Origin of the sequence: Pseudomonas sp. St386 (assembly GCF_018325865.1) — a bacterium.
GTDB lineage: Bacteria > Pseudomonadota > Gammaproteobacteria > Pseudomonadales > Pseudomonadaceae > Aquipseudomonas > Aquipseudomonas brassicacearum.
The window spans coordinates 3418740-3436854 of the sequence record NZ_AP021900.1 but is presented as its reverse complement, the minus strand read 5'-3'; the positions used below and the strand labels follow the sequence as shown (position 1 = coordinate 3436854).

General features: G+C 61.8%; 17 protein-coding genes and 1 pseudogene. 9 read left to right on the top strand and 9 right to left on the bottom strand.

Annotation, left to right across the window (positions count from 1 at the left end; translation table 11 throughout):
- Window position 1: 1 nt before the first annotated feature.
- The 4 genes and pseudogenes from KI235_RS15065 to KI235_RS30455 form a co-directional block, all read right to left on the bottom strand.
- A complete protein-coding gene (locus KI235_RS15065) occupies window positions 2-427 on the bottom strand; it encodes a biopolymer transporter ExbD (protein WP_003201710.1) in 426 nt (141 codons plus the stop codon).
- A 10-nt stretch (window positions 428-437) separates the two neighbouring features.
- Window positions 438-2237, bottom strand: coding sequence for a MotA/TolQ/ExbB proton channel family protein (locus tag KI235_RS15060; protein WP_212795119.1), 1800 nt, complete (start codon window positions 2235-2237; stop codon window positions 438-440).
- 17 nt (window positions 2238-2254) lie between these two features.
- Window positions 2255-3859, bottom strand: a complete 1605-nt coding sequence (locus KI235_RS15055; protein ID WP_013693321.1) for a ShlB/FhaC/HecB family hemolysin secretion/activation protein — start codon at window positions 3857-3859, stop codon at window positions 2255-2257.
- Window positions 3860-4050: 191 nt separating this feature from the next.
- Window positions 4051-4221, bottom strand: a pseudogene (locus tag KI235_RS30455) (transposase); the annotation flags it as partial.
- Between the two features lie 382 nt (window positions 4222-4603).
- Here KI235_RS30455 and KI235_RS15045 point away from each other — a divergent pair.
- Entirely contained in the window at window positions 4604-5461 is an 858-nt protein-coding gene (locus KI235_RS15045) for a hypothetical protein (protein ID WP_212795118.1), read from the top strand.
- 203 nt (window positions 5462-5664) lie between these two features.
- Here the strand turns inward: KI235_RS15045 and KI235_RS15040 are convergent, their stop codons facing one another.
- From KI235_RS15040 to KI235_RS15025, 4 genes are all read right to left on the bottom strand, one after another.
- Window positions 5665-6462, bottom strand: coding sequence for a transglutaminase family protein (locus KI235_RS15040; RefSeq protein WP_003201701.1), 798 nt, complete (start codon window positions 6460-6462; stop codon window positions 5665-5667).
- A complete protein-coding gene (locus tag KI235_RS15035) occupies window positions 6459-7409 on the bottom strand; it encodes an alpha-E domain-containing protein (RefSeq protein ID WP_003201699.1) in 951 nt (316 codons plus the stop codon). The genes KI235_RS15040 and KI235_RS15035 overlap by 4 nt, the downstream gene beginning before the upstream one ends.
- A gap of 3 nt (window positions 7410-7412) precedes the next feature.
- Window positions 7413-8822 (bottom strand): circularly permuted type 2 ATP-grasp protein, encoded by a 1410-nt coding sequence (locus tag KI235_RS15030; protein ID WP_003201697.1) that lies wholly within the window; start codon window positions 8820-8822, stop codon window positions 7413-7415.
- Between the two features lie 503 nt (window positions 8823-9325).
- On the bottom strand, window positions 9326-10813 hold the full coding sequence (locus KI235_RS15025; protein ID WP_013693319.1) for a hypothetical protein: 1488 nt from the start codon (window positions 10811-10813) through the stop codon (window positions 9326-9328).
- Between the two features lie 203 nt (window positions 10814-11016).
- Here KI235_RS15025 and KI235_RS15020 point away from each other — a divergent pair, with 203 nt between their 5' ends.
- From KI235_RS15020 to KI235_RS14990, 7 genes are all read left to right on the top strand, one after another.
- Entirely contained in the window at window positions 11017-11607 is a 591-nt protein-coding gene (locus KI235_RS15020) for an amino acid synthesis family protein (protein WP_212795117.1), read from the top strand.
- A gap of 45 nt (window positions 11608-11652) precedes the next feature.
- The gene (locus KI235_RS15015) at window positions 11653-12486 is read left to right on the top strand and encodes an alpha/beta fold hydrolase (RefSeq protein ID WP_003201690.1); all 834 of its coding nucleotides are present in this window, start codon (window positions 11653-11655) and stop codon (window positions 12484-12486) included.
- Complete coding sequence (locus tag KI235_RS15010) at window positions 12483-13964, top strand: aldehyde dehydrogenase (RefSeq protein ID WP_212795116.1); 1482 nt, start codon at window positions 12483-12485, stop codon at window positions 13962-13964. Before KI235_RS15015 ends, KI235_RS15010 begins: the two co-directional genes overlap by 4 nt.
- 12 nt (window positions 13965-13976) lie before the next feature.
- Window positions 13977-14462 carry a flavin reductase family protein gene (locus KI235_RS15005; RefSeq protein WP_028237714.1) on the top strand — a complete coding sequence of 162 codons (486 nt, stop codon included), beginning with the start codon at window positions 13977-13979 and terminating at the stop codon, window positions 14460-14462.
- 133 nt (window positions 14463-14595) lie between these two features.
- Complete coding sequence (locus tag KI235_RS15000; RefSeq protein WP_003201685.1) at window positions 14596-15000, top strand: carboxymuconolactone decarboxylase family protein; 405 nt, start codon at window positions 14596-14598, stop codon at window positions 14998-15000.
- 60 nt (window positions 15001-15060) lie between these two features.
- On the top strand, window positions 15061-15813 hold the full coding sequence (locus tag KI235_RS14995; RefSeq protein ID WP_003201683.1) for a GntR family transcriptional regulator: 753 nt from the start codon (window positions 15061-15063) through the stop codon (window positions 15811-15813).
- Window positions 15814-15815: 2 nt separating this feature from the next.
- Window positions 15816-16379, top strand: a complete 564-nt coding sequence (locus KI235_RS14990; protein WP_003201681.1) for an NUDIX hydrolase — start codon at window positions 15816-15818, stop codon at window positions 16377-16379.
- Between the two features lie 6 nt (window positions 16380-16385).
- Here KI235_RS14990 and KI235_RS14985 read toward each other — a convergent pair whose 3' ends face one another.
- Window positions 16386-16679, bottom strand: a complete 294-nt coding sequence (locus KI235_RS14985; RefSeq protein ID WP_212795115.1) for a DUF1330 domain-containing protein — start codon at window positions 16677-16679, stop codon at window positions 16386-16388.
- An 81-nt stretch (window positions 16680-16760) separates the two neighbouring features.
- On the opposite strand from KI235_RS14985, the gene ribBA reads away from it, so the two are divergent.
- Entirely contained in the window at window positions 16761-17870 is a 1110-nt protein-coding gene (gene ribBA / locus KI235_RS14980) for a bifunctional 3,4-dihydroxy-2-butanone-4-phosphate synthase/GTP cyclohydrolase II (protein ID WP_028237712.1), read from the top strand.
- The last annotated feature ends 245 nt before the right edge of the window (window positions 17871-18115 follow it).

Here is an 18115-nt window from a genome sequence, read left to right as displayed (position 1 = left end):
GTCAGCCCTGGCTCGGTTTGCCGGTCACCAGACCGACCTGGGACAGTTCCAGGCGCCGCAGCAGGTCCAGCACTTCTATGACTTTCTGGTACTGCACCGTCGCGTCGCCGCGCACGATCACCGGGAAGTCCGGGCTCTGGGCCTTTTCGATGCGCAGGCGCTCTTCCAGCTCGGCCAGGGTCACCGGATAGGCATCGAGGAAGACCTGCCCGCCGTCGTTCACCGAAATCGCCTTGGTCTTGGCTTCGGACAACGACACCGAGGCACTGGCCTTGGGCAGGTTGATCTGGATACCCGACACCTGGGCCGTGGCCGTGAGGATGAACATCACCAGCACCACCATGAGCACGTCCACCAGCGGCGTGATGTTGATGCTGTCGACCGCCGCGTCATCGTCGTCATCGTGTGAAGCGTTTACGCTAGCCATGGCGATTCCCTCAGGCCGGTACGGACGATTGGACGTGATGATTACGGCGATGCGCCGCTTCACCGGACTGGCCTTCGCCGTGCATCTCCGCCAGGCGCGTAATGAACTCGTCGACGAAGACCCGCATGTCGGCGCTGACTTCCTTGTTGCGGGTGATCAGGCGGTTGTAGCCAAACAGCGCCGGGATCGCGACGAACAGGCCCATGGCGGTGGCGAGCAATGCCGCGGCCATGCCCGGGGCAATGGCGTTGATGTTCACGTCACCGGCCATGGCCGTGCCGAGGAACACCACCATGATCCCCAGCACGGTGCCGAGCAGGCCGATGTACGGACCGCCGGCGATGGCGTTGGACAGGGTCGAGAGCTTCGAACTCAGTGCTTGGTTTTCCCGGGTGCGCACGCCGTCCATGGAACAGCGGATCGCTTCGATGGTGGCCGCCGACACCGACGAAGTGTCAGCGCCCTGCTCGCGGCGGGTGCGGATCTCCTTGACGGCCACCAGGTACAAACGCCACAGCGACGAATGTTGCAGGCGCTGGGCGAGGCCCTGGTCGTCGGCGAACATTTCCAGGCGTGTGCCGATCTGGGCGAACTGTTCGCGGAAGGCATCGTTGGCCGCGCTGAGACGGCTGACCATGCGGTTCTTGCGGATCATGATGATCCACGACTGGAACATCATCAGCACCAGTACCCCGATGATCACCCAGGCGTCCATCGGCACGGCCTTGAGCAGGAAACCCAGGCTGCCAAAGCCGAAACCGGACTGTTCTTCATCGACACCGTAGGCCACCAGTTTCGACTCGGCGCCCTGGGCATTGGCGTCAGCCAACAACAGCGGCGCCGGACGGGCGACCTTGGACAGGCGCGCTTCGTCCATGGCCCCGCCAAATGGCGCGAAGGCACCTGCGGAAAGGTCGGCCCCCAGGGCTATCGACGAATTGAACGCTGGCATCGCCACCGCCAGGCTCGCGGTTTCACGCCCATTGACGTACAGCACGACCCGGTCGCCCGAGGCGGTCAACGCCAGGTGCTGCCACTGGCCAGGGTTCAGTGGCTGGGTCGAGACCGCACGCTGGTCATTGATCGCTACGAACGGCACACCCTGGTTGACGCCAACCAACAGGCTGGTAACGGCTTCGCGACGGGCCAGGATGATCTGTTCGCCACTGGCCTGGTCCTGGCGCAGCCAGGTGCTGAAGGTGAACGCTGCACCGGCACTGTGTTGCAACGAAGGGCTGGCCGGCAACAACAGCGGCTGGCCGTTGAACTGCAAGGCACGCCCGATCACGCCGTCGATGCTGACACCGGCCGCGCCCTGGGCATTGTTGCCGTAGGCCGTGGTGTCCCGGGGCGGTACGCCGGTGGCGCCGTCAAAGTGGTACAACGCGGTGTAGTCCGGGTCGAAGGTCAACTGGCCGCTGCCCGTGGCCGGCGCCTTCTGGTTTCCGTAATACATCCACACGTCCTGACGCTGGCCACCCTCCACGCTCGGCACATCAACCCATATCAGCGCCATGCCCATCAACGGGTCGAAGCTTTCGATCTGGTGATTGAGCACGGTCTTGTCGTCGGCACTGACGAAACGCAGGTCCGAGCCGTCGTCCTTGACGCCGTCGAAGGTGAAATTGCCGGTGTGCAGGCGCACCAGCAACGCGGTGCGACCCAAGGCCTGGGCGATGGCGGCGCCCTGGGGCGTGGTGTCCACGGAAATCTGTTTGCGGTAGTGCCAATCATCCTGCCACCAGGCGTTGGCGGTCGCCGGAAGCACCAGCCCTAGGCAGATAAACAGGGATAACAATAAGCGTTGCATGGACATGACTCCTGGGTTCAAAACGTCGCTTGCAGGTTGAAATGCAGGCGCGATTCCTGTTTCGAGGTGTTCGGCCCTTCGAGCAGCGGATAGCCCCAGTCGAGGCTGCCGGACAGCCATTTGCTCAGGCTGGCGCGGGTGCCGAGGCCGACGCTGGCGAGGCTGTAGTCGGCCTCCTGGTCGGGCAGTTCGTCGCGCAAGTACAACTGCGCGCCTTCGGCGAAGGCATAGAAGCGCCACTCCTGGACATAACTGCCGAGAAACTTGGCCAGGGACGGTGTGCGCAGCTCCTGGGACAGCAAGTAGCCGTCATCACCGGTGCGCTCGGCGGCCAGGTAGCCACGCACCGAGGTGGCGCCACCGGCAGAGAATTGTTCGTTGGAAACCAGCGGCCCGGAGGCGAGTTGGAAGGCGGCCTTGGAGGCGGTCTGCCAATCATTGCCGAAGGTGAAGGTGTAATTGCCGTCGCCCTTGAGCACGGCGAAGCTGGGGCTGGCGCGATAGCGCTTGTAGTCGAATTCTTCGTCGGAGCTGCCATAGCCCAGCAGGCTGCGGGTACCCGCCACCAGGCTCAGGCCGAGGCCCAACTGGCTGTGTTCGGTGTAGCGAAAGCCGTTGTAGGCGAAGGTGAACGGCGCGTACTTGAGCGGTGCCTTATCGCTGGCACCACCGAGGTTGAGCTCTTCTTCGAAATCCTTGAAATCCACCCCGACCGAAAAACTGTTGGCCCATGCCCCACTGGACGGCAGGCTGTAGATCGCCGACACCCCGTAGGAATGACCTTTGCCCAACACGTTGCTGCCGCCAACCGTCGCTACGTTGCTGTCGGATTGGTAACCCGAGAACTGCACACTCCAGCGTTCGCTCAGCGGCGCGGTATAGGAGCCCGACCAGACCTTGGCGTTTTCGGTGTCCTGGGGTGCGGTGAAGAAGGTCAGCGAAACGCTGTGGCCCAGTTGCCAGAGGTTGTTGTAACCCAGGCTGGCGACCGTGCGCAGCTTCTCGGTGTCGGCACTGTAGTCGTTGTTCAGCCCCAGGCTGGCCTGCCAGGGGTCCTGGTCTTCGACCTGCAAATCCACGTCCATCGTCCCGGGGCGCTGGCCTTCACGCACCAGCGGCATGACCTGGCGCCCCGGGGTTTTGTTCAGCAGCGCCAGTTCTGCCTGGACCTGGGCGAAATCAGGCACCTCGCCTTCCTTGAGCGCCGGCACGTCATCACGGATTTCGACGGGTGAATAATGCTTGGCCCCCACCACCCGTACCCGGCCGATCTTGGTTTCGCTGACTTGCAGGTAGACGATGCCGTCTTCGACTTTTTGCTCTGGCAACTCAACGAACACCGATTGATAACCCCGGGCCTGATAGACCTTTTGCAAGGCCTCCCGGGCGCCTTCGATGTCGCTCAAGGCCTTTTGCGGGCCGAGGAACGGGTACACCGCTTCCTCGATGGCCCGGGCATCGAGCACGGTGTTGCCCCGCACGAAATACTCGTTCACGTCCACCAGGCGCGCCGGCGCCGCTTCGGCCTCCTGCCCTCCTTCGGCGGCGAACGCCGACGGCCCCCCGACCGCCAGCAGCAACCAGCCCCACAGCGCCGGCCGCGATTTGAAGAAATGCTCCACACCACCCCCTGAATTCAAAATACGGCTCAATTGCTTGCGATCGATGTCGTGGCGTGCCGGGCCAGCCAGGTGTGCAGCAGCGCGAAGTTCAAGGAGAACTCCGGCATTTGCAGCAAGGCGCCACAGAACACTTCACCGATGATTTTCTGGATGAGCCGCACCGCCCGCGCGTCGCCCAGCAGTGTGGCGAGGTCTTTGCTCAGGACGTTGAAGCTCCAGACCTTCTGGTTCAGGTCCAGGCCGACGAACCAGCGGAACAGCAGGTTGTAGTTGAGTTGTTCGTAGAGTTGCTGCTCGCTGGGCACCGAATAGAGCAGTTGCAGCAGGAGGATATGCATGGCGGTTTGCGGTGCGATCAACATCTGGGCACCAGCGTTGAGGCCCTGCAACACATCGCGATGGTCATCCAGCAGGTCGTCGATCTGCGGACGCAGCAAGACCAGTGAATGGCCTTGCGGAATGTAGCTGGACACTTCCTTGAGCGCGCCTTGCCAGTCATCCTGGGAAACGATCCAGACCCACGGCGCGCCGTAGCGATACACCGAGACCGGCTGCTTGCGCGCCGCCTCGACGATCTTCGACAGCCGCTGGTCAAGCTCCTGCATGCCCACTTTCGAATAACGTTCCATAGTCCCCATCGCCTCACTCCCGGCTTCGCGCCCCGGCTCCAAAACGACCTTGCAGGCCCCTTGAACACGTCACACAGGCATGACGGGAATGGCGATGTGCTACCGAACTTTTGTCATGAAAGCTTCATTTTGGAGAGACCAGGGAGATGCCCAGACTTGGGGCGACTGGAGGATTTTTGTGGGAGCGGGCTTGCTCGCGAAAGCGATGGATCTGTTTGCATCGATGTTGGATGGGCTGCCGCCATCGCGGGCAAGCCTTGCTCCCACAGGGGTTCTCGGGTGGATACAAGGTTTGCTGTCCACCACCAGATTCCATGTGGGAGCGAGCTTGCTCGCGAAAGCGATGGATCTGTTTGCATCGATGTTGGATGGGCTGCCGCCATCGCGGGCAAGCCTTGCTCCCACAGGGGTTCTCGGGTGGATACAAGGTTTGCTGTCTACCACCAGATTCCATGTGGGAGCGAGCTTGCTCGCGAAAGCGGTGGATCTGTTTGCATCGATGTTGGATGGGCTGCCGCCATCGCGGGCAAGCCTTGCTCCCACAGAGGTTCTCGGGTGGATACAAGGTTTGCTGTCCACCACCAGATTCCATGTGGGAGCGGGCTTGCTCGCGAAAGCGGTGGATCTGTTTGCATCGATGTTGGATGGGCTGCCGCCATCGCGGGCAAGCCTTGCTCCCACAGGGGTTCTCGGGTGGATACAAGGTTTGCTGTCCACCACCAGATTCCATGTGGGAGCGAGCCTGCTCGCGAAAGCGATGGATCTGTTTGCATCGATGTTGGATGGGCTGCCGCCATCGCGGGCAAGCCTTGCTCCCACAGGGGTTCTCGGGTGGATACAAGGTTTGCTGTCCACCACCAGATTCCATGTGGGAGCGGGCTTGCTCGCGAAAGCGATGGATCTGTTTGCATCGATGTTGGATGGGCTGCCGCCATCGCGGGCAAGCCTTGCTCCCACAGAGGTTCTCGGGTAGATACAAGGTTTGCTGTCCACCACCAGATTCCATGTGGGAGCGAGCCTGCTCGCGAAGACGGTGGGTCAGTTTGCATCGATGTTGGATGGGCTGCCGCCATCGCGGGCAAGCCTTGCTCCCACAGAGGTTCTCGAGTGGATACAAGGTTTGCTGTCTACCACCAGATTCCATGTGGGAGCGGGTGGTGGCGATGAAGCCTGCCGTTATTGGTGCTGCACCTGCACCATCGAGCTTACCTGCACCCTCGCCTGCATCTGTTCCGCTCCGCCACCCCGGCGCATGCCGCGTACCGGGCAGGCGTCGAGGTAGTCCAGGCCGACCGCCAGTTTCAGGTGGCGGTCGGGAAGGGTCAGGCGGTTGGTCACGTCGAAGCTGTACCAGCCATCGTCCAGCCAGGCTTCCGCCCAGGCGTGGCTCGCCAGGTGGCTTTCATCTTCGGTGCACAAATAGCCGGAAACATAGCGCGCAGGAATGCCCAGGCTGCGGGCGCAGGCGAGGAATGCGTGAGTATGGTCCTGGCACACCCCCGTTCCACCGGCAAACGCCTCGGCAGCGGTGCTGTTGACCGCCGTCGTGCCGGGGCTGTAGGGCATCCGCGCCGCCAAACCATTCATCAGATCGGTCAAGGCCGAACGATCGCGCCGGCCAGCGCATTGCTCGACGGCGAAGGCGCTGAGGGTCTCATCCGCCTGGGTCAGGCGACTGGTGCGCAAGAAAGGCAGCGGCGACTGGTTGTCCGGTTCCATCGCGATGGACTGATGGATTTCCACCTCGCCATAAGCCGTCAGTACCAAGGCGCCGTGGGGCTCGTCCATGGTCATCACATGCAAGATGTTGCCATAGGGATCAATCTGGCTGCGTACCAGTCGCGGCAGCTCCAGGTGCCATTCCAGGATGCGCTGGCGCTGAGTGTCCCGGGGCGTCAGGCGCAGGAACTGGATGCTGGTGCAGACTTCATCGGCGTAGCTGTAGGTCGTGTCATGGCGTATGGATAGTTTCATACGACCTCCAGGTAAGACTCATGGACGGTCTGGCCCAAGTGGCGGATCTGCCCAATCAAGTCGGTCAACCATTGATGCAGGCCCGACGCCAGGATCTCATCGATCCCCGAATAACGCAGGCGCGCATTCAGCTCGGCGGCCAGGCGTTGCGCTGGCCGGCCGTTGTTGCCCGGCAAGCTGGCGAGAATATGGTCCAGCTCCTCGATGCAGGCATGCAGCGAGCGTGGGACGTCAGCACGCAACAGCAACATCTCGGAAACCTGCTCGGCATTGGGCGCATTGCGGTAGATCTCGTTGAACGCCTCGAACGAAGACAACGCGCGCAACAAGGCACTCCACTGGTAATAACCACGGGCCGAGTTGTCGCTGACCTCCTCCGATTCCTCGCCGAACATTTCGTAGCGGGCGTCCAGCAGGCGCAGCGTGTTGTCGGCCCGCTCGATAAAGGTGCCCAGGCGAATGAAGCAGTAGGCATCGTTGCGCATGATCGTGCCCGACGTCGCGCCACGGAACAGGTGCGAGCGCTCCTTGACCCACTCGCAGAAATGGCTGATGCCGTAGCGCCCCAGGCCGTTGCTGGCGATGTTGCGCATTTCCAGCCAGGTGGCGTTGATGTTCTCCCACATGTCGGCGGTGATGCGCCCGCGCACGGCATGGGCATTGGTCCGCGCGGCCCGCAGGCAGCTGTAGATACTGCCGGGGTTGGTTTCATCCAGCGCGAAGAAATGCAGCATGCGCTCGGTGTTGAGCGCGTCATAACGGGCGTTGTAATCGTCCAGCGTACCGGCCGCCAGCAGCGACATCGCCAGCTCGGCATGGCCATCGCTGCGCCCGGCCTGGGGCATCAGCGACAACGAATAGCTGACTTCGAGCATGCGCGCCAGGTTCTCGGCGCGCTCCAGGTAGCGGGACATCCAATAGAGGTCCGAAGCAGTTCTTGAAAGCATGTCTTAGTCCTCCACTACCCAAGTGTCTTTGGTGCCACCGCCCTGGGACGAGTTCACCACCAGCGAGCCTTCGCGCAGCGCCACGCGGGTCAGCCCGCCGGGCACCAGGCGCGTTTCCTTGCCCGACAGCACGAACGGACGCAGGTCGATGTGGCGCGGCGCGATGCCGCTCTCGACAAAGGTCGGGCACGTGGACAGGCTCAAGGTTGGCTGGGCGATGTAGGCTTCAGGACGGGCCTTGAGGCGTGCGCGGAAATCTTCGATCTCCGCCGCGCTGGCGGCCGGCCCGACCAGCATGCCGTAGCCGCCGGAGCCCTGGGTTTCCTTGACCACCAGATCCGGCAGGTTGGCCAGCACATGGGACAGGTCCTGAGGCTTGCGACACTGCCAGGTGGGCACGTTCTTCAGGATCGGTTCTTCGGTGAGGTAGAAGCGGATCATCTCGTCAACGTAGGGGTAGATCGATTTGTCATCAGCCACGCCCGTGCCGACCGCGTTCGCCAGCACCACATTGCCCGCGCGGTACACAGCGATCAGCCCGGGCACGCCCAGCATCGAATCGGGGTTGAACGACAGCGGGTCGAGGTAGGCATCGTCGAGACGACGATAAATCACGTCCACCTGCCGTGGGCCGGCGGTGGTGCGCATGTAGACATGGTCGTCACGCACGAACAGGTCCGCGCCCTCTACCAGCTCCACGCCCATTTCACGGGCCAGGAACGCGTGCTCGAAATAGGCACTGTTGAAGCGCCCCGGGGTCAGCACCACGGCGGTGGGGTTCTCGAGGGGGCTTGAGCTCTTGAGAGTGTCGAGCAGCAGGTTCGGGTAATGATCGATGGGAGCCACGCGTTGGGCGGCGAAGAGCTCGGGGAACAGGCGCATCATCATCTTGCGGTCTTCGAGCATGTAGCTCACGCCGCTGGGGGTACGCAGGTTGTCCTCCAGCACGTAGTAGCTGCCGTCACCGTCGCGAACCAGGTCGACACCGGCGATATGGGCGTAAATGCCGCGGTGCAGGTTCAGGCCCTGCATCGCAATCTGATACCCCTCGTTGGCGAGCACCTGTTCGGGAGGAATGATGCCTTCCTTGAGGATGTGCTGCCCATGGTAGATGTCGGCCAGGAACATGTTCAGGGCCTGGACCCGCTGAATGCAGCCACGCTCGACCATCTGCCATTCGCTGGCCTTGATGCTGCGCGGGATGATGTCGAACGGAATCAACCGCTCGGTGCCCTGCTCGTCCCCGTAGAGGGTGAAAGTGATACCGGCTCGATGGAACAGCAGGTCGGCTTCGCGGCGGCGTTGCTCTAGCAGCTCGAGCGGTGTATCCGCCAGCCAGCGCGAGAAGGCTTGGTAATGCGGGCGGCAGTCACCCTTGGCGTCATACATTTCATTAAAAAAAGCGTGGGGCATAGCCAACTCCCAGCCGCGTTCTACACGGCATTTCTTATCACTTCGTCATTCCGACGGTTCGGCCTTGCCTTGCTTTGAGCCCTGCTTTATTGAGTGCGGTCCTGGGATTCCCCTCTGTTTCTTCATGGATGGTGTGTCCAGGCCTGGGAGGCCGGCTTTTCAATGCTTAGCAAAGGGTGTGCCTAAGCGTCACGGCGTCACACCCTGAATAGAAAAAGTATTGCAAAACCACTAAAAGGCGAAATTATTTTTCGATCTAGCGACATTAACGACCATAAATGCGGGCGCCCTTTCTCTCGAACGCGGCTTGAACGGTTCTTGAGCGGGTGGAATGGGACAGCCTTGCCCCACAAGAGGGAAGTTTTTACTCATTCATCCACGGCTGACCCTTCACGCGCCGCGCTCAACCCCAGGCAGTGAAAACCTGAACGCACTGCAACGTTGCAGGAAAATGCACGGATTCATACCCGCCGCCCCAGCTTGAAGCAGCACGGCCGTTCACCTCAAGTCAATGCGCCCTCGACACTGGCGACGATCATCTCCAGGTCTGTGGGCAGGTAACCTCGCTTGACCACCAGGTTTTCCTCTCGGCCTCGCGCCCTCCAGGTAGGCAGTTCGGCCACCGGGATGCGCTGGTAGAGAAGATTGGTATTGGTCGCCCCGGTCCATTTGGTCGTTCGCGCGATCTGCTCGTTGCCGGCGTTTTCGATGAATCGAGTGCGCATGCCCAGCAAGGCCGCGGCATCCATCGCACCGCTGCGCATGCCCAGGTGCACCAGTTTGCAATTCCATTCGGCACTTTTCATGCGCAGGAAAATGGCATATTCGGCAGCACGGTTCGGCCCGATGATTTTCTGGTTGGGGTTGCCGTTGTCCAACTTCCAATACTCACCCCAGACCTGAAGATTGGCTCGGGACACGAGACCGTCAGCTTGGTCGAGTTGACCCAGGTGGGTCGTCAGCTTCACGTTGAGGTCCCGGTTGGTCCTCGGGCGTCCGACCACGATGACGTTCCGACCTTTTTTCAACAACCGGTGACACACCTGCCCCAACCCCGTCCAACTGTCGTCCAACTCCGGATGGGCACCGCCGTCCTTGCCGCTGAAGCGGGTCCAGACAATGACGTAGCTCTGGCCCTTGACCACCCCTTTGAGCCCCAGGAACTTGTCGAGGCGATACGCCCAGTAGCGATTGGTATTTGGATCGACATTGTCCCACTTGGCGATGCTGCCCTTGCCGTCGCCACTGAGCACCGACGCTGCGACATCGGTGGTGGCGCCGCCCACGGGGCACAATTTTGCACCGTTGGCGACGCCGGCCAGGAATCCCAGTACCGCGTCGGTGAAGGGTGGCAGCGCACTTTTATTGATCCTGGCGTCGACCACCAGGCGACACGTCTCGCAGGCAGCCTTGGCATCGGTGACCAACACCGGCAGCAACCGAGCGGCCTTTACCCCACAGGAAGTGCCATAGAACTTGACCAGCCGCTTGGCCGCCGCCTCGTCAGCGGCCGCGTAGAGCAAGATCAGTCGTGAGCTGGGGTCATGGCGCAACGCCGCGCCGACAGCGAACTGATCACCCGACATGTACGCGCCCTGGTAGTAATAAGTGCACTTCTGGCCGACGAATTGCGCCGGTGTGTTTTTCCGCGCATCGGTGAACAGCGAGCCACCTGTGGCATTCGCCTCGTCCAGCATGTCCTGGTACTTGCGTTTGTCCTGGTCCCGCAAATAAAGCGCCAGGGCATCCAGACACTGGTTGATGCTTTGATTGGCCTCGGCCAATGGAGTGGCCCCCACCCGCCACTTGAGGGGAAAGGCCTGAGCGGGCTGCGCCAGCGCCTGCGCGGCCGCCTGGGTCGTCGGAAAGCGAACCTGCAGATCGCTCCCCAGGAAACGCTTGATAAGGGCTTCGTGGGGTTTGAGCGTCTCGTAAGTTGGGCTCATCAACGACCAGGCGGTGATTGAGATATCGGCGACTTCGAAGGGCATCCTTCCTCCCCCGGGACACGTTGCAGGGTTATCCGAAAACAATCGGGTGTCCGCGCACCAAGCGTAGACCAATTCCCCTTGGGTCGCGGGCAAGCTGCCTTCGGTCGCCTCCCGAACACAAACTCGCCGTGGGGATTTGCGCCTTCAGTATTATGGTATACCATCATACGCAAAGACCTAATCACCCACCCAGGGAGCAGCTCATGAGTTTCGAAATTCGCAAGATCGTCAGCTATGTCGAAGAAACCTTTATCGAAGGCGGCAAGGCCACCGACAAACCGGTGGCCATGGTCGGGTTGGCGGTGGTAATGAAAAACCCTTGGCTGGGTCGCGGTTTCGTCGAAGACCTGAAGCCGGAAATCCGCGCCAACTGCTCCGACCTCGGCGCGCTGATGGTCGAGCGCCTGGTGAGCATCATCGGCGGCGCCGAGAAGATCGAAGCTTATGGCAAGGCCGCTGTGGTGGGCGCCGACGGCGAAATCGAGCACGCCTCCGCCGTGATCCACACCCTGCGCTTCGGCAACCATTACCGCGAAGCGGTCAAGGCCAAGAGCTACCTGAGCTTCACCAACAAGCGCGGCGGCCCTGGCACCTCGATTCAGATCCCGATGATGCACAAGGACGACGAAGGCCTGCGTTCGCACTACATCACCCTGGAAATGCAAATTGAAGACGCCCCGCGCGCCGACGAAATCGTCGTGGTGCTGGGCTGCGCCGATGGCGGCCGCCTGCACCCGCGCATCGGCAACCGCTACATCGACCTGGAAGAACTGGCCGCCGAGAATGCGCAGTAATCCAGCCTCGGTAACCACAATAAAAAAGGCATGCAGGAGCGCTCCATGATTCGGCTCACCGCTGAACTCACCCCGGCCGGCACCAGCTACCTGGCAACCGGCCAAGGCCAACCCGTGGTCTTGATCCATGGTGTGGGCCTGAACAAAGAAATGTGGGGCGGCCAGGTCGTTGGCCTGGCCACGCAATACCGTGTGATTGCCTACGACATGCTCGGCCATGGCGCCAGCCCGCGTCCGCAAAGCGGTACCGCGCTGCTGGGCTACGCCGACCAGTTGCTGGAGTTGCTCGATCATTTGCAACTGCCCCAGGCGACGGTGATCGGCTTTTCCATGGGCGGGCTGGTAGCCCGTGCGTTTGCCTTGCATTACCCGCAACGCCTGCAAGGCCTGGTGGTGCTCAACAGTGTGTTCAACCGCAGCGCCGAACAGCGCGCCGGGGTCATCGCCCGCACGGCCCAGGCCGCCGAGCATGGGCCGGACGCCAATGCCGAGGCTGCGTTGTCGCGCTGGTTCAGCCGTGAATACCAGGCGGCCAACCCGGCGCAGATTGCCGCGTTGCGCCAGACCCTGGCGCAGAATGATCCCCAGGGCTACCTGACCACCTATGAACTGTTCGCCACCCAGGACATGTACCGCGCCGATGACCTGGGCAATATTCAGGTACCGACGCTGATCGCCACTGGCGAACTGGACCCCGGCTCGACACCGGAAATGGCCCGGCAACTGGCCGAGCGAATTCCCGGCGCCACGGTTGCCGTACTCGCCGAGCAGCGGCATATGATGCCGGTAGAGTCGCCGCGCCTGGTCAACCAGCTGTTGCTGGAATTTCTCGACACAGCAAACGCCCGACAAAACCAAATAAAGGGGATCGTTGCATGACACTCGCACGTTTTTCGATGTGCATCGGCGGTGAATGGGTCGATGCCCTCTCCGGCAAGACCTTCGAAAGTCTGAACCCGGCCCTGGCCCAACCCTGGGCCGAGTTACCCGACGCCGACGAAGCCGATGTCGAGCGCGCCGTCCAGGCGGCACAGAGCGCTTTCGACAGCCCGGCCTGGCGCGGCCTGACCGCCACCGCACGCGGCAAGCTACTACGTCGCCTTGGTGACCTGATCGCCGAGAACAAAGAACAATTGGCCCAGTTGGAAAGCCGCGACAACGGCAAGCTGATCCGTGAAACCCGCGGCCAGGTCGGCTACCTGCCGGAGTTCTTCCACTACACCGCAGGCCTGGCCGACAAGCTCGAAGGTGGCACCCTGCCGCTGGACAAGCCCGACCTGTTTGCCTACACCGTGCACGAAGCCATGGGCGTGGTCGCGGCGATCATTCCCTGGAACAGCCCGCTGTATCTGACGGCGATCAAATTGGCACCGGCACTGGCGGCCGGCAACACCATCGTGATCAAACCATCCGAGCACGCTTCGGCCACCATTCTCGAGCTGGCTCGCCTCGCCCTGGAAGCGGGCATTCCACCGGGTGTGGTCAACGTCGTCACCGGTTACGGCCCCAGCACCGGCGCCGCCCTCACCCGCCATCCGCTGGTGCGCAAGATCGCCTTCACCGGCGGCGCGGCCACCGCTCGCCATGTGGTGCGCAGCAGCGCCGAGAACTTCGCCAAGCTGTCGCTGGAACTGGGCGGCAAGTCGCCAAACATTATCTTTGCCGACGCCGACCTGGACAGTGCGATCAACGGGGCAATTGCCGGGATCTATGCGGCATCCGGCCAGAGCTGCGTGTCCGGCTCACGCCTGCTGGTGCAGGACGAAATCTACGATGAGTTCGTCTCGCGCCTGGTCGAACGGGCCCAGCGCATCTGCATCGGCAACCCGCAGGAAGACGCCAGCGAAATGGGCCCCATGGCCACCGCGCAGCAACTGGCCGTGGTCGAAGGCCTGGTCGCCGATGCCATCGCCGAAGGTGCGCGCCTGCGCACTGGCGGCAAGCGTCCAGAGAATCTCGGGGATGGCTGGTTCTATGAGCCGACACTGTTCGAATGCGACCGCAACTCGATGAAGATCATGCAGGAAGAAGTCTTCGGCCCGGTCGCCTCGGTGATTCGTTTCAAGGACGAAGCCGAAGCCCTGGCGATCGCCAACGACTCGCAATTCGGCCTCGCCGCCGGCATCTGGACCCGCGACCTGGGCCGTGCCCATCGCCTGGCCCGGGATGTGCGCTCGGGCATCATCTGGGTCAACACCTACCGTGCAGTTTCGGCCATGGCGCCCATCGGTGGTTTCAAGAACAGTGGCTATGGACGCGAGAGCGGCATCGATTCGGTGCTGGCCTATACCGAACTGAAAACGGTGTGGATCAACCTGTCCCAGGCGCCTATGCCTGATCCGTTCGTGATGCGCTAGGAGTCCTGAGAAATGATCGAACCCGGCATCTACAAAGAAGTCATGAGCTCCTTCCCGTCCGGCGTCACGGTGGTCACCACCCTGGACCCGGACGGCAATATCGTCGGCATCACCGCCAGCGCCTTCAGCGCGCTGTCGATCGACCCGGCGCTGGTGCTGTTCTGCCCCAACTACGCCTCTGACACCTACCCGGTGCTGCGCGACAGCAAGCAGTTCGCAATCCACTTGCTGTCCGCCGACCAGACCGCCGAAGCCTATGCCTTTGCCGGTAAAGGCAAGGACAAGGCCAAGGGCATCGATTGGCACCTGAGCGACCTGGGCAATCCATTGCTGAGCAAAGCCACGGCGATCATCGAATGCGAGCTGTGGCGCGAATACGATGGCGGCGACCACGCGATCATCGTCGGCGCAGTGAGGAACCTGATCCTGCCTGAACAGCCGGTAACACCGATGATTTACCACAAAGGCAAGCTGGGCCCGCTGCCCGCGCTGGCCTGATGACCGTACACATCCCCTGTGGGAGCGAGCTTGCTCGCGATGACGGCAGCACATCCAACATTACTGTGACTGACCCACCGCTATCGCGAGCAAGCTCGCTCCCACAGGTTCATCACTTCTTCAGGGAGTCCGCATGAGCAACGACAAGTACGAACAAGGCCTGAAGATCCGCACCCAGGTGCTGGGCCAGGACTACGTCAACCGCTCCATCGAGAACGCCGACGATTTCACCCGGCCGTTGCAGGAAATGGTCACCGAATATTGCTGGGGCCATGTCTGGGGTCGCGAGGGTTTATCGCTCAAGGAGCGCAGCATGATCAACCTGGCCATGATCTCGGCGCTCAATCGCCCGCACGAACTCAAGCTGCATGTGCGCGGTGCCTTGCGTAACGGCCTGAGTCGTGAGCAAATACGCGAAATTCTGCTTCAGGTCGGTATCTATTGCGGCGTCCCCGCTGCCGTGGACAGTTTCCGGCTTGCCCGTGAAGCCTTCGCCGAAGCCGATGCCGAGGCCTCCAGTCAACCCTCGGCTGTTTGATCTGAACGTGCACGGATGTTGCCCGTTTGGCATGGACAGCCATATTACAGAGCGGACCCCATGAAACGCCTGCCACTCGACGACAGCTTCAAGGTCAATCGCAACCCCGTTACCCTGCGCGAGATCGTGCTGGATAAACTGCGAAGCGCCATCATGAACTTCCAGCTTCTGCCGGGTGATCGCCTGGTCGAACGCGATCTGTGCGATCGCCTGGGTGTGAGCCGCACGTCGGTACGCGAAGCGCTGCGCCACCTGGAATCCGAAGGCCTGGTGGAGTTTGCCGATGCCAAGGGGCCGCGAGTCGCCATTATTACTTTGGCCGACGCCGTGGATATCTATGAGCTGCGTTGCGTGCTCGAAGGCCTGATCGTCCAATTGTTCACCCTGCGGGCCAAGGCCAAGGACATCAAGGCCCTGGAAAAAGCCCTCGCGGAAAACCGCAAGGCCCTCAAGGAGGGCGAACTGCAACAGGTCATCGATTCGGTGCAAGGCTTCTACGACGTATTGCTCGAAGGCTCCGGCAACCATGTCGCCGCCACCCAGTTGCGCCAGTTGCAGGCACGCATCAGCTATTTGCGGGCAACCTCGGTGTCCCAGGAAAACCGTCGCGGCGACAGCAACCAGGAAATGGAACGCATGGTCGAGGCGATCAAGAGCGGCGATCCCCTGGCGGCCCACCAGGCCTGCGTCGACCACGTGCGCGCCGCCGCCAAGGTCGCCCTGGATTACCTCAAGCGCAAACAGGAAGAGACCGGTGAAATCCCCGAGATAATCCCGCCCATCGCCCTCAAAGAACCGCGCATAGGTCGCTAGCCATGTTCAGCCCGAGCTTTTGTCCAAAGTGTGGCGGCAGTGACCTCGATCACCGTCTGCCAACGGGCGATACCCATGAACGACTGATGTGTGGCGGTTGCGGCTACATCCACTACGTCAACCCGAAGATCATTGCCGGCTGCATCATCGAGCAGGACGGCAAGTACCTGCTGTGTCAGCGCGCTATCCCGCCGCGTCCGGGCACCTGGACACTGCCGGCCGGTTTCATGGAAGGCGGTGAGACCACTGAACAGGCGGCGCTGCGCGAAGTCTGGGAAGAAACCGGCGTACGCGCCGAAATCGTTTCGCCCTACTCGATCTTCAGCGTGCCGAAGATCAGCGAGGTGTACATCATCTTCCGCGCCATCGCACTGGAGATCACTGGCCAGTTCGGCCCGGAAACCCTCGCCTGCCAATTCTTCGCCCCCGAAGACATTCCCTGGGACAGCATCTACTACCCGGCCATCCGGCAGATCCTCGAACGTTATATCGAGGAACGCCAGGCCGGGGTCTATGGCATCTACATGGGCAACGACGACAGCGGCAAGATTCACTTTATCCGCTGACGTATCTCAGGGCGCCACACCCTCGACAATGATCACCTCGGCCCGCGCCACGCCTTCGCGATGGCGCTTGGCCTCCTGATACTGCGCCGAGTGATAGCAGGCCAGCGCCTGTTCGTAGGAGTCGAACTCTATCACCACGCTGCGCTGCGGCGTGGGCCTGCCCTCCAGCGCTTCGCTACGCCCGCCCCGGGCCAACATCCGACCGCCATACAAGGCAAACGCCGCCGGCGCCCGTTGGGTGTATTGGCTGTATTGATCGGGGTCGGTGACATCCACATGAGCAATCCAGTACGCCTTCATAGTGACCTCTCGGTTTGTTTTGTATTATGGTATACCACAACAACATTCCAGCAAGCCCTATCAAAACAAAGAGAGCCCGCCATGGCCTTTAACAGCATTCAGGAAATCATCGAAGACTACCGCCTGGGCAAGATGGTGTTGCTGGTGGATGACGAAGATCGGGAAAACGAAGGCGACCTGTTGCTGGCCGCCGACTGTTGCAATGCCCAGGCCATCAGCTTCATGGCCCGCGAAGCGCGCGGATTGATTTGCCTGACCCTGACCGACGAACACTGTCAGCGCTTGGGCCTTGAGCAAATGGTGCCGAGTAACGGCAGCGTGTTCAGCACTGCGTTCACCGTGTCCATCGAGGCCGCCGCCGGCGTGACCACCGGTATTTGCGCCGCCGACCGGGCGCGCACTGTCGCCGCCGCCGTGGCCGCCGATGCGGGGCCCAGCGACATCGTGCAGCCGGGGCATATCTTCCCGCTGCGAGCCAAGGAAGGCGGTGTGCTGACCCGCGCCGGACACACCGAGGCCGGTTGCGATCTGGCGCGCCTGGCAGGTTTCACACCAGCGTCGGTGATCGTCGAAGTGATGAACGATGACGGCACCATGGCCCGTCGGCCGGACCTGGAGATTTTCGCCCGCAAGCACGGGATCAAGATCGGTACCATCGCCGACCTGATCCACTACCGCTTGAGCACCGAGCACACCGTGGTGCGCATTGGTGAACGGGAACTGCCTACAGTGCATGGCACTTTCCGCCTGTTCACCTTCGAAGACCGCATCGAAGGTGGCGTGCACATGGCGATGGTGATGGGTGAGATTCGCCGGGATGAGCCGACGCTGGTGCGCGTACATGTGATCGACCCGCTGCGGGACCTGGTCGGGGCCGAATACAACGGCCCTTCCAATTGGACGCTGTGGGCGGCCCTGCAGCGGGTGGCCGAAGAAGGTCGCGGCGTGGTGGTCGTGCTGGCCAACCACGAATCCTCCCAGGCGCTACTCGAGCGCGTGCCGCAACTGATCCAGCCACCACGACAGTTCAGCCGGTCGCAATCGCGCATCTATTCTGAAGTGGGCACCGGGGCGCAGATTCTGCAGGACCTGGGGGTGGGCAAATTGCGCCACCTGGGACCACCGCTCAAGTACGCGGGGTTGACGGGGTATGACTTGGAGGTAGTGGAGAGCATTCCCTTCACCGGATAACAGAAAAACCTTTGGAAGCGAGCTTGCTCGCGATAGCAGTGGGTCAGTCAACATCCATGTCGGCAGATCCATTGCCATCGCGAGCAAGCTCACTCCCACAGGGTTCAACCCAGCAATGACAGGGAAAAATCTGCCCCCGGACAGATAGCCGGTACGGCAAAATGCTTGCAGAAAGTTTGGAATACCATAATATGATATTCCATAGACCGAACACTTCAGCCAAGTGCCCCCGAGAGGGAAAGTAC

What these genes read in the sequence shown, in the direction of transcription:
- KI235_RS15060 (WP_212795119.1), bottom strand. Translation starts at nt 2,237, where the DNA reads ATGCAACGCTTATTGTTATCCCTGTTTATCTGCCTAGGGCTGGTGCTT.
- KI235_RS15040 (WP_003201701.1), bottom strand. Translation starts at nt 6,462, where the DNA reads ATGAAACTATCCATACGCCATGACACGACCTACAGCTACGCCGATGAA.
- ribBA (WP_028237712.1), top strand. Translation starts at nt 16,761, where the DNA reads ATGGCCTTTAACAGCATTCAGGAAATCATCGAAGACTACCGCCTGGGC.
- KI235_RS15045 (WP_212795118.1), top strand. Translation starts at nt 4,604, where the DNA reads ATGAAAGCTTCATTTTGGAGAGACCAGGGAGATGCCCAGACTTGGGGC.
- KI235_RS15000 (WP_003201685.1), top strand. Translation starts at nt 14,596, where the DNA reads ATGAGCAACGACAAGTACGAACAAGGCCTGAAGATCCGCACCCAGGTG.
- KI235_RS14995 (WP_003201683.1), top strand. Translation starts at nt 15,061, where the DNA reads ATGAAACGCCTGCCACTCGACGACAGCTTCAAGGTCAATCGCAACCCC.
- KI235_RS15010 (WP_212795116.1), top strand. Translation starts at nt 12,483, where the DNA reads ATGACACTCGCACGTTTTTCGATGTGCATCGGCGGTGAATGGGTCGAT.
- KI235_RS15025 (WP_013693319.1), bottom strand. Translation starts at nt 10,813, where the DNA reads ATGCCCTTCGAAGTCGCCGATATCTCAATCACCGCCTGGTCGTTGATG.
- KI235_RS15030 (WP_003201697.1), bottom strand. Translation starts at nt 8,822, where the DNA reads ATGCCCCACGCTTTTTTTAATGAAATGTATGACGCCAAGGGTGACTGC.
- KI235_RS15065 (WP_003201710.1), bottom strand. Translation starts at nt 427, where the DNA reads ATGGCTAGCGTAAACGCTTCACACGATGACGACGATGACGCGGCGGTC.
- KI235_RS14990 (WP_003201681.1), top strand. Translation starts at nt 15,816, where the DNA reads ATGTTCAGCCCGAGCTTTTGTCCAAAGTGTGGCGGCAGTGACCTCGAT.
- KI235_RS15020 (WP_212795117.1), top strand. Translation starts at nt 11,017, where the DNA reads ATGAGTTTCGAAATTCGCAAGATCGTCAGCTATGTCGAAGAAACCTTT.
- KI235_RS15005 (WP_028237714.1), top strand. Translation starts at nt 13,977, where the DNA reads ATGATCGAACCCGGCATCTACAAAGAAGTCATGAGCTCCTTCCCGTCC.
- KI235_RS15015 (WP_003201690.1), top strand. Translation starts at nt 11,653, where the DNA reads ATGATTCGGCTCACCGCTGAACTCACCCCGGCCGGCACCAGCTACCTG.
- KI235_RS14985 (WP_212795115.1), bottom strand. Translation starts at nt 16,679, where the DNA reads ATGAAGGCGTACTGGATTGCTCATGTGGATGTCACCGACCCCGATCAA.
- KI235_RS15035 (WP_003201699.1), bottom strand. Translation starts at nt 7,409, where the DNA reads ATGCTTTCAAGAACTGCTTCGGACCTCTATTGGATGTCCCGCTACCTG.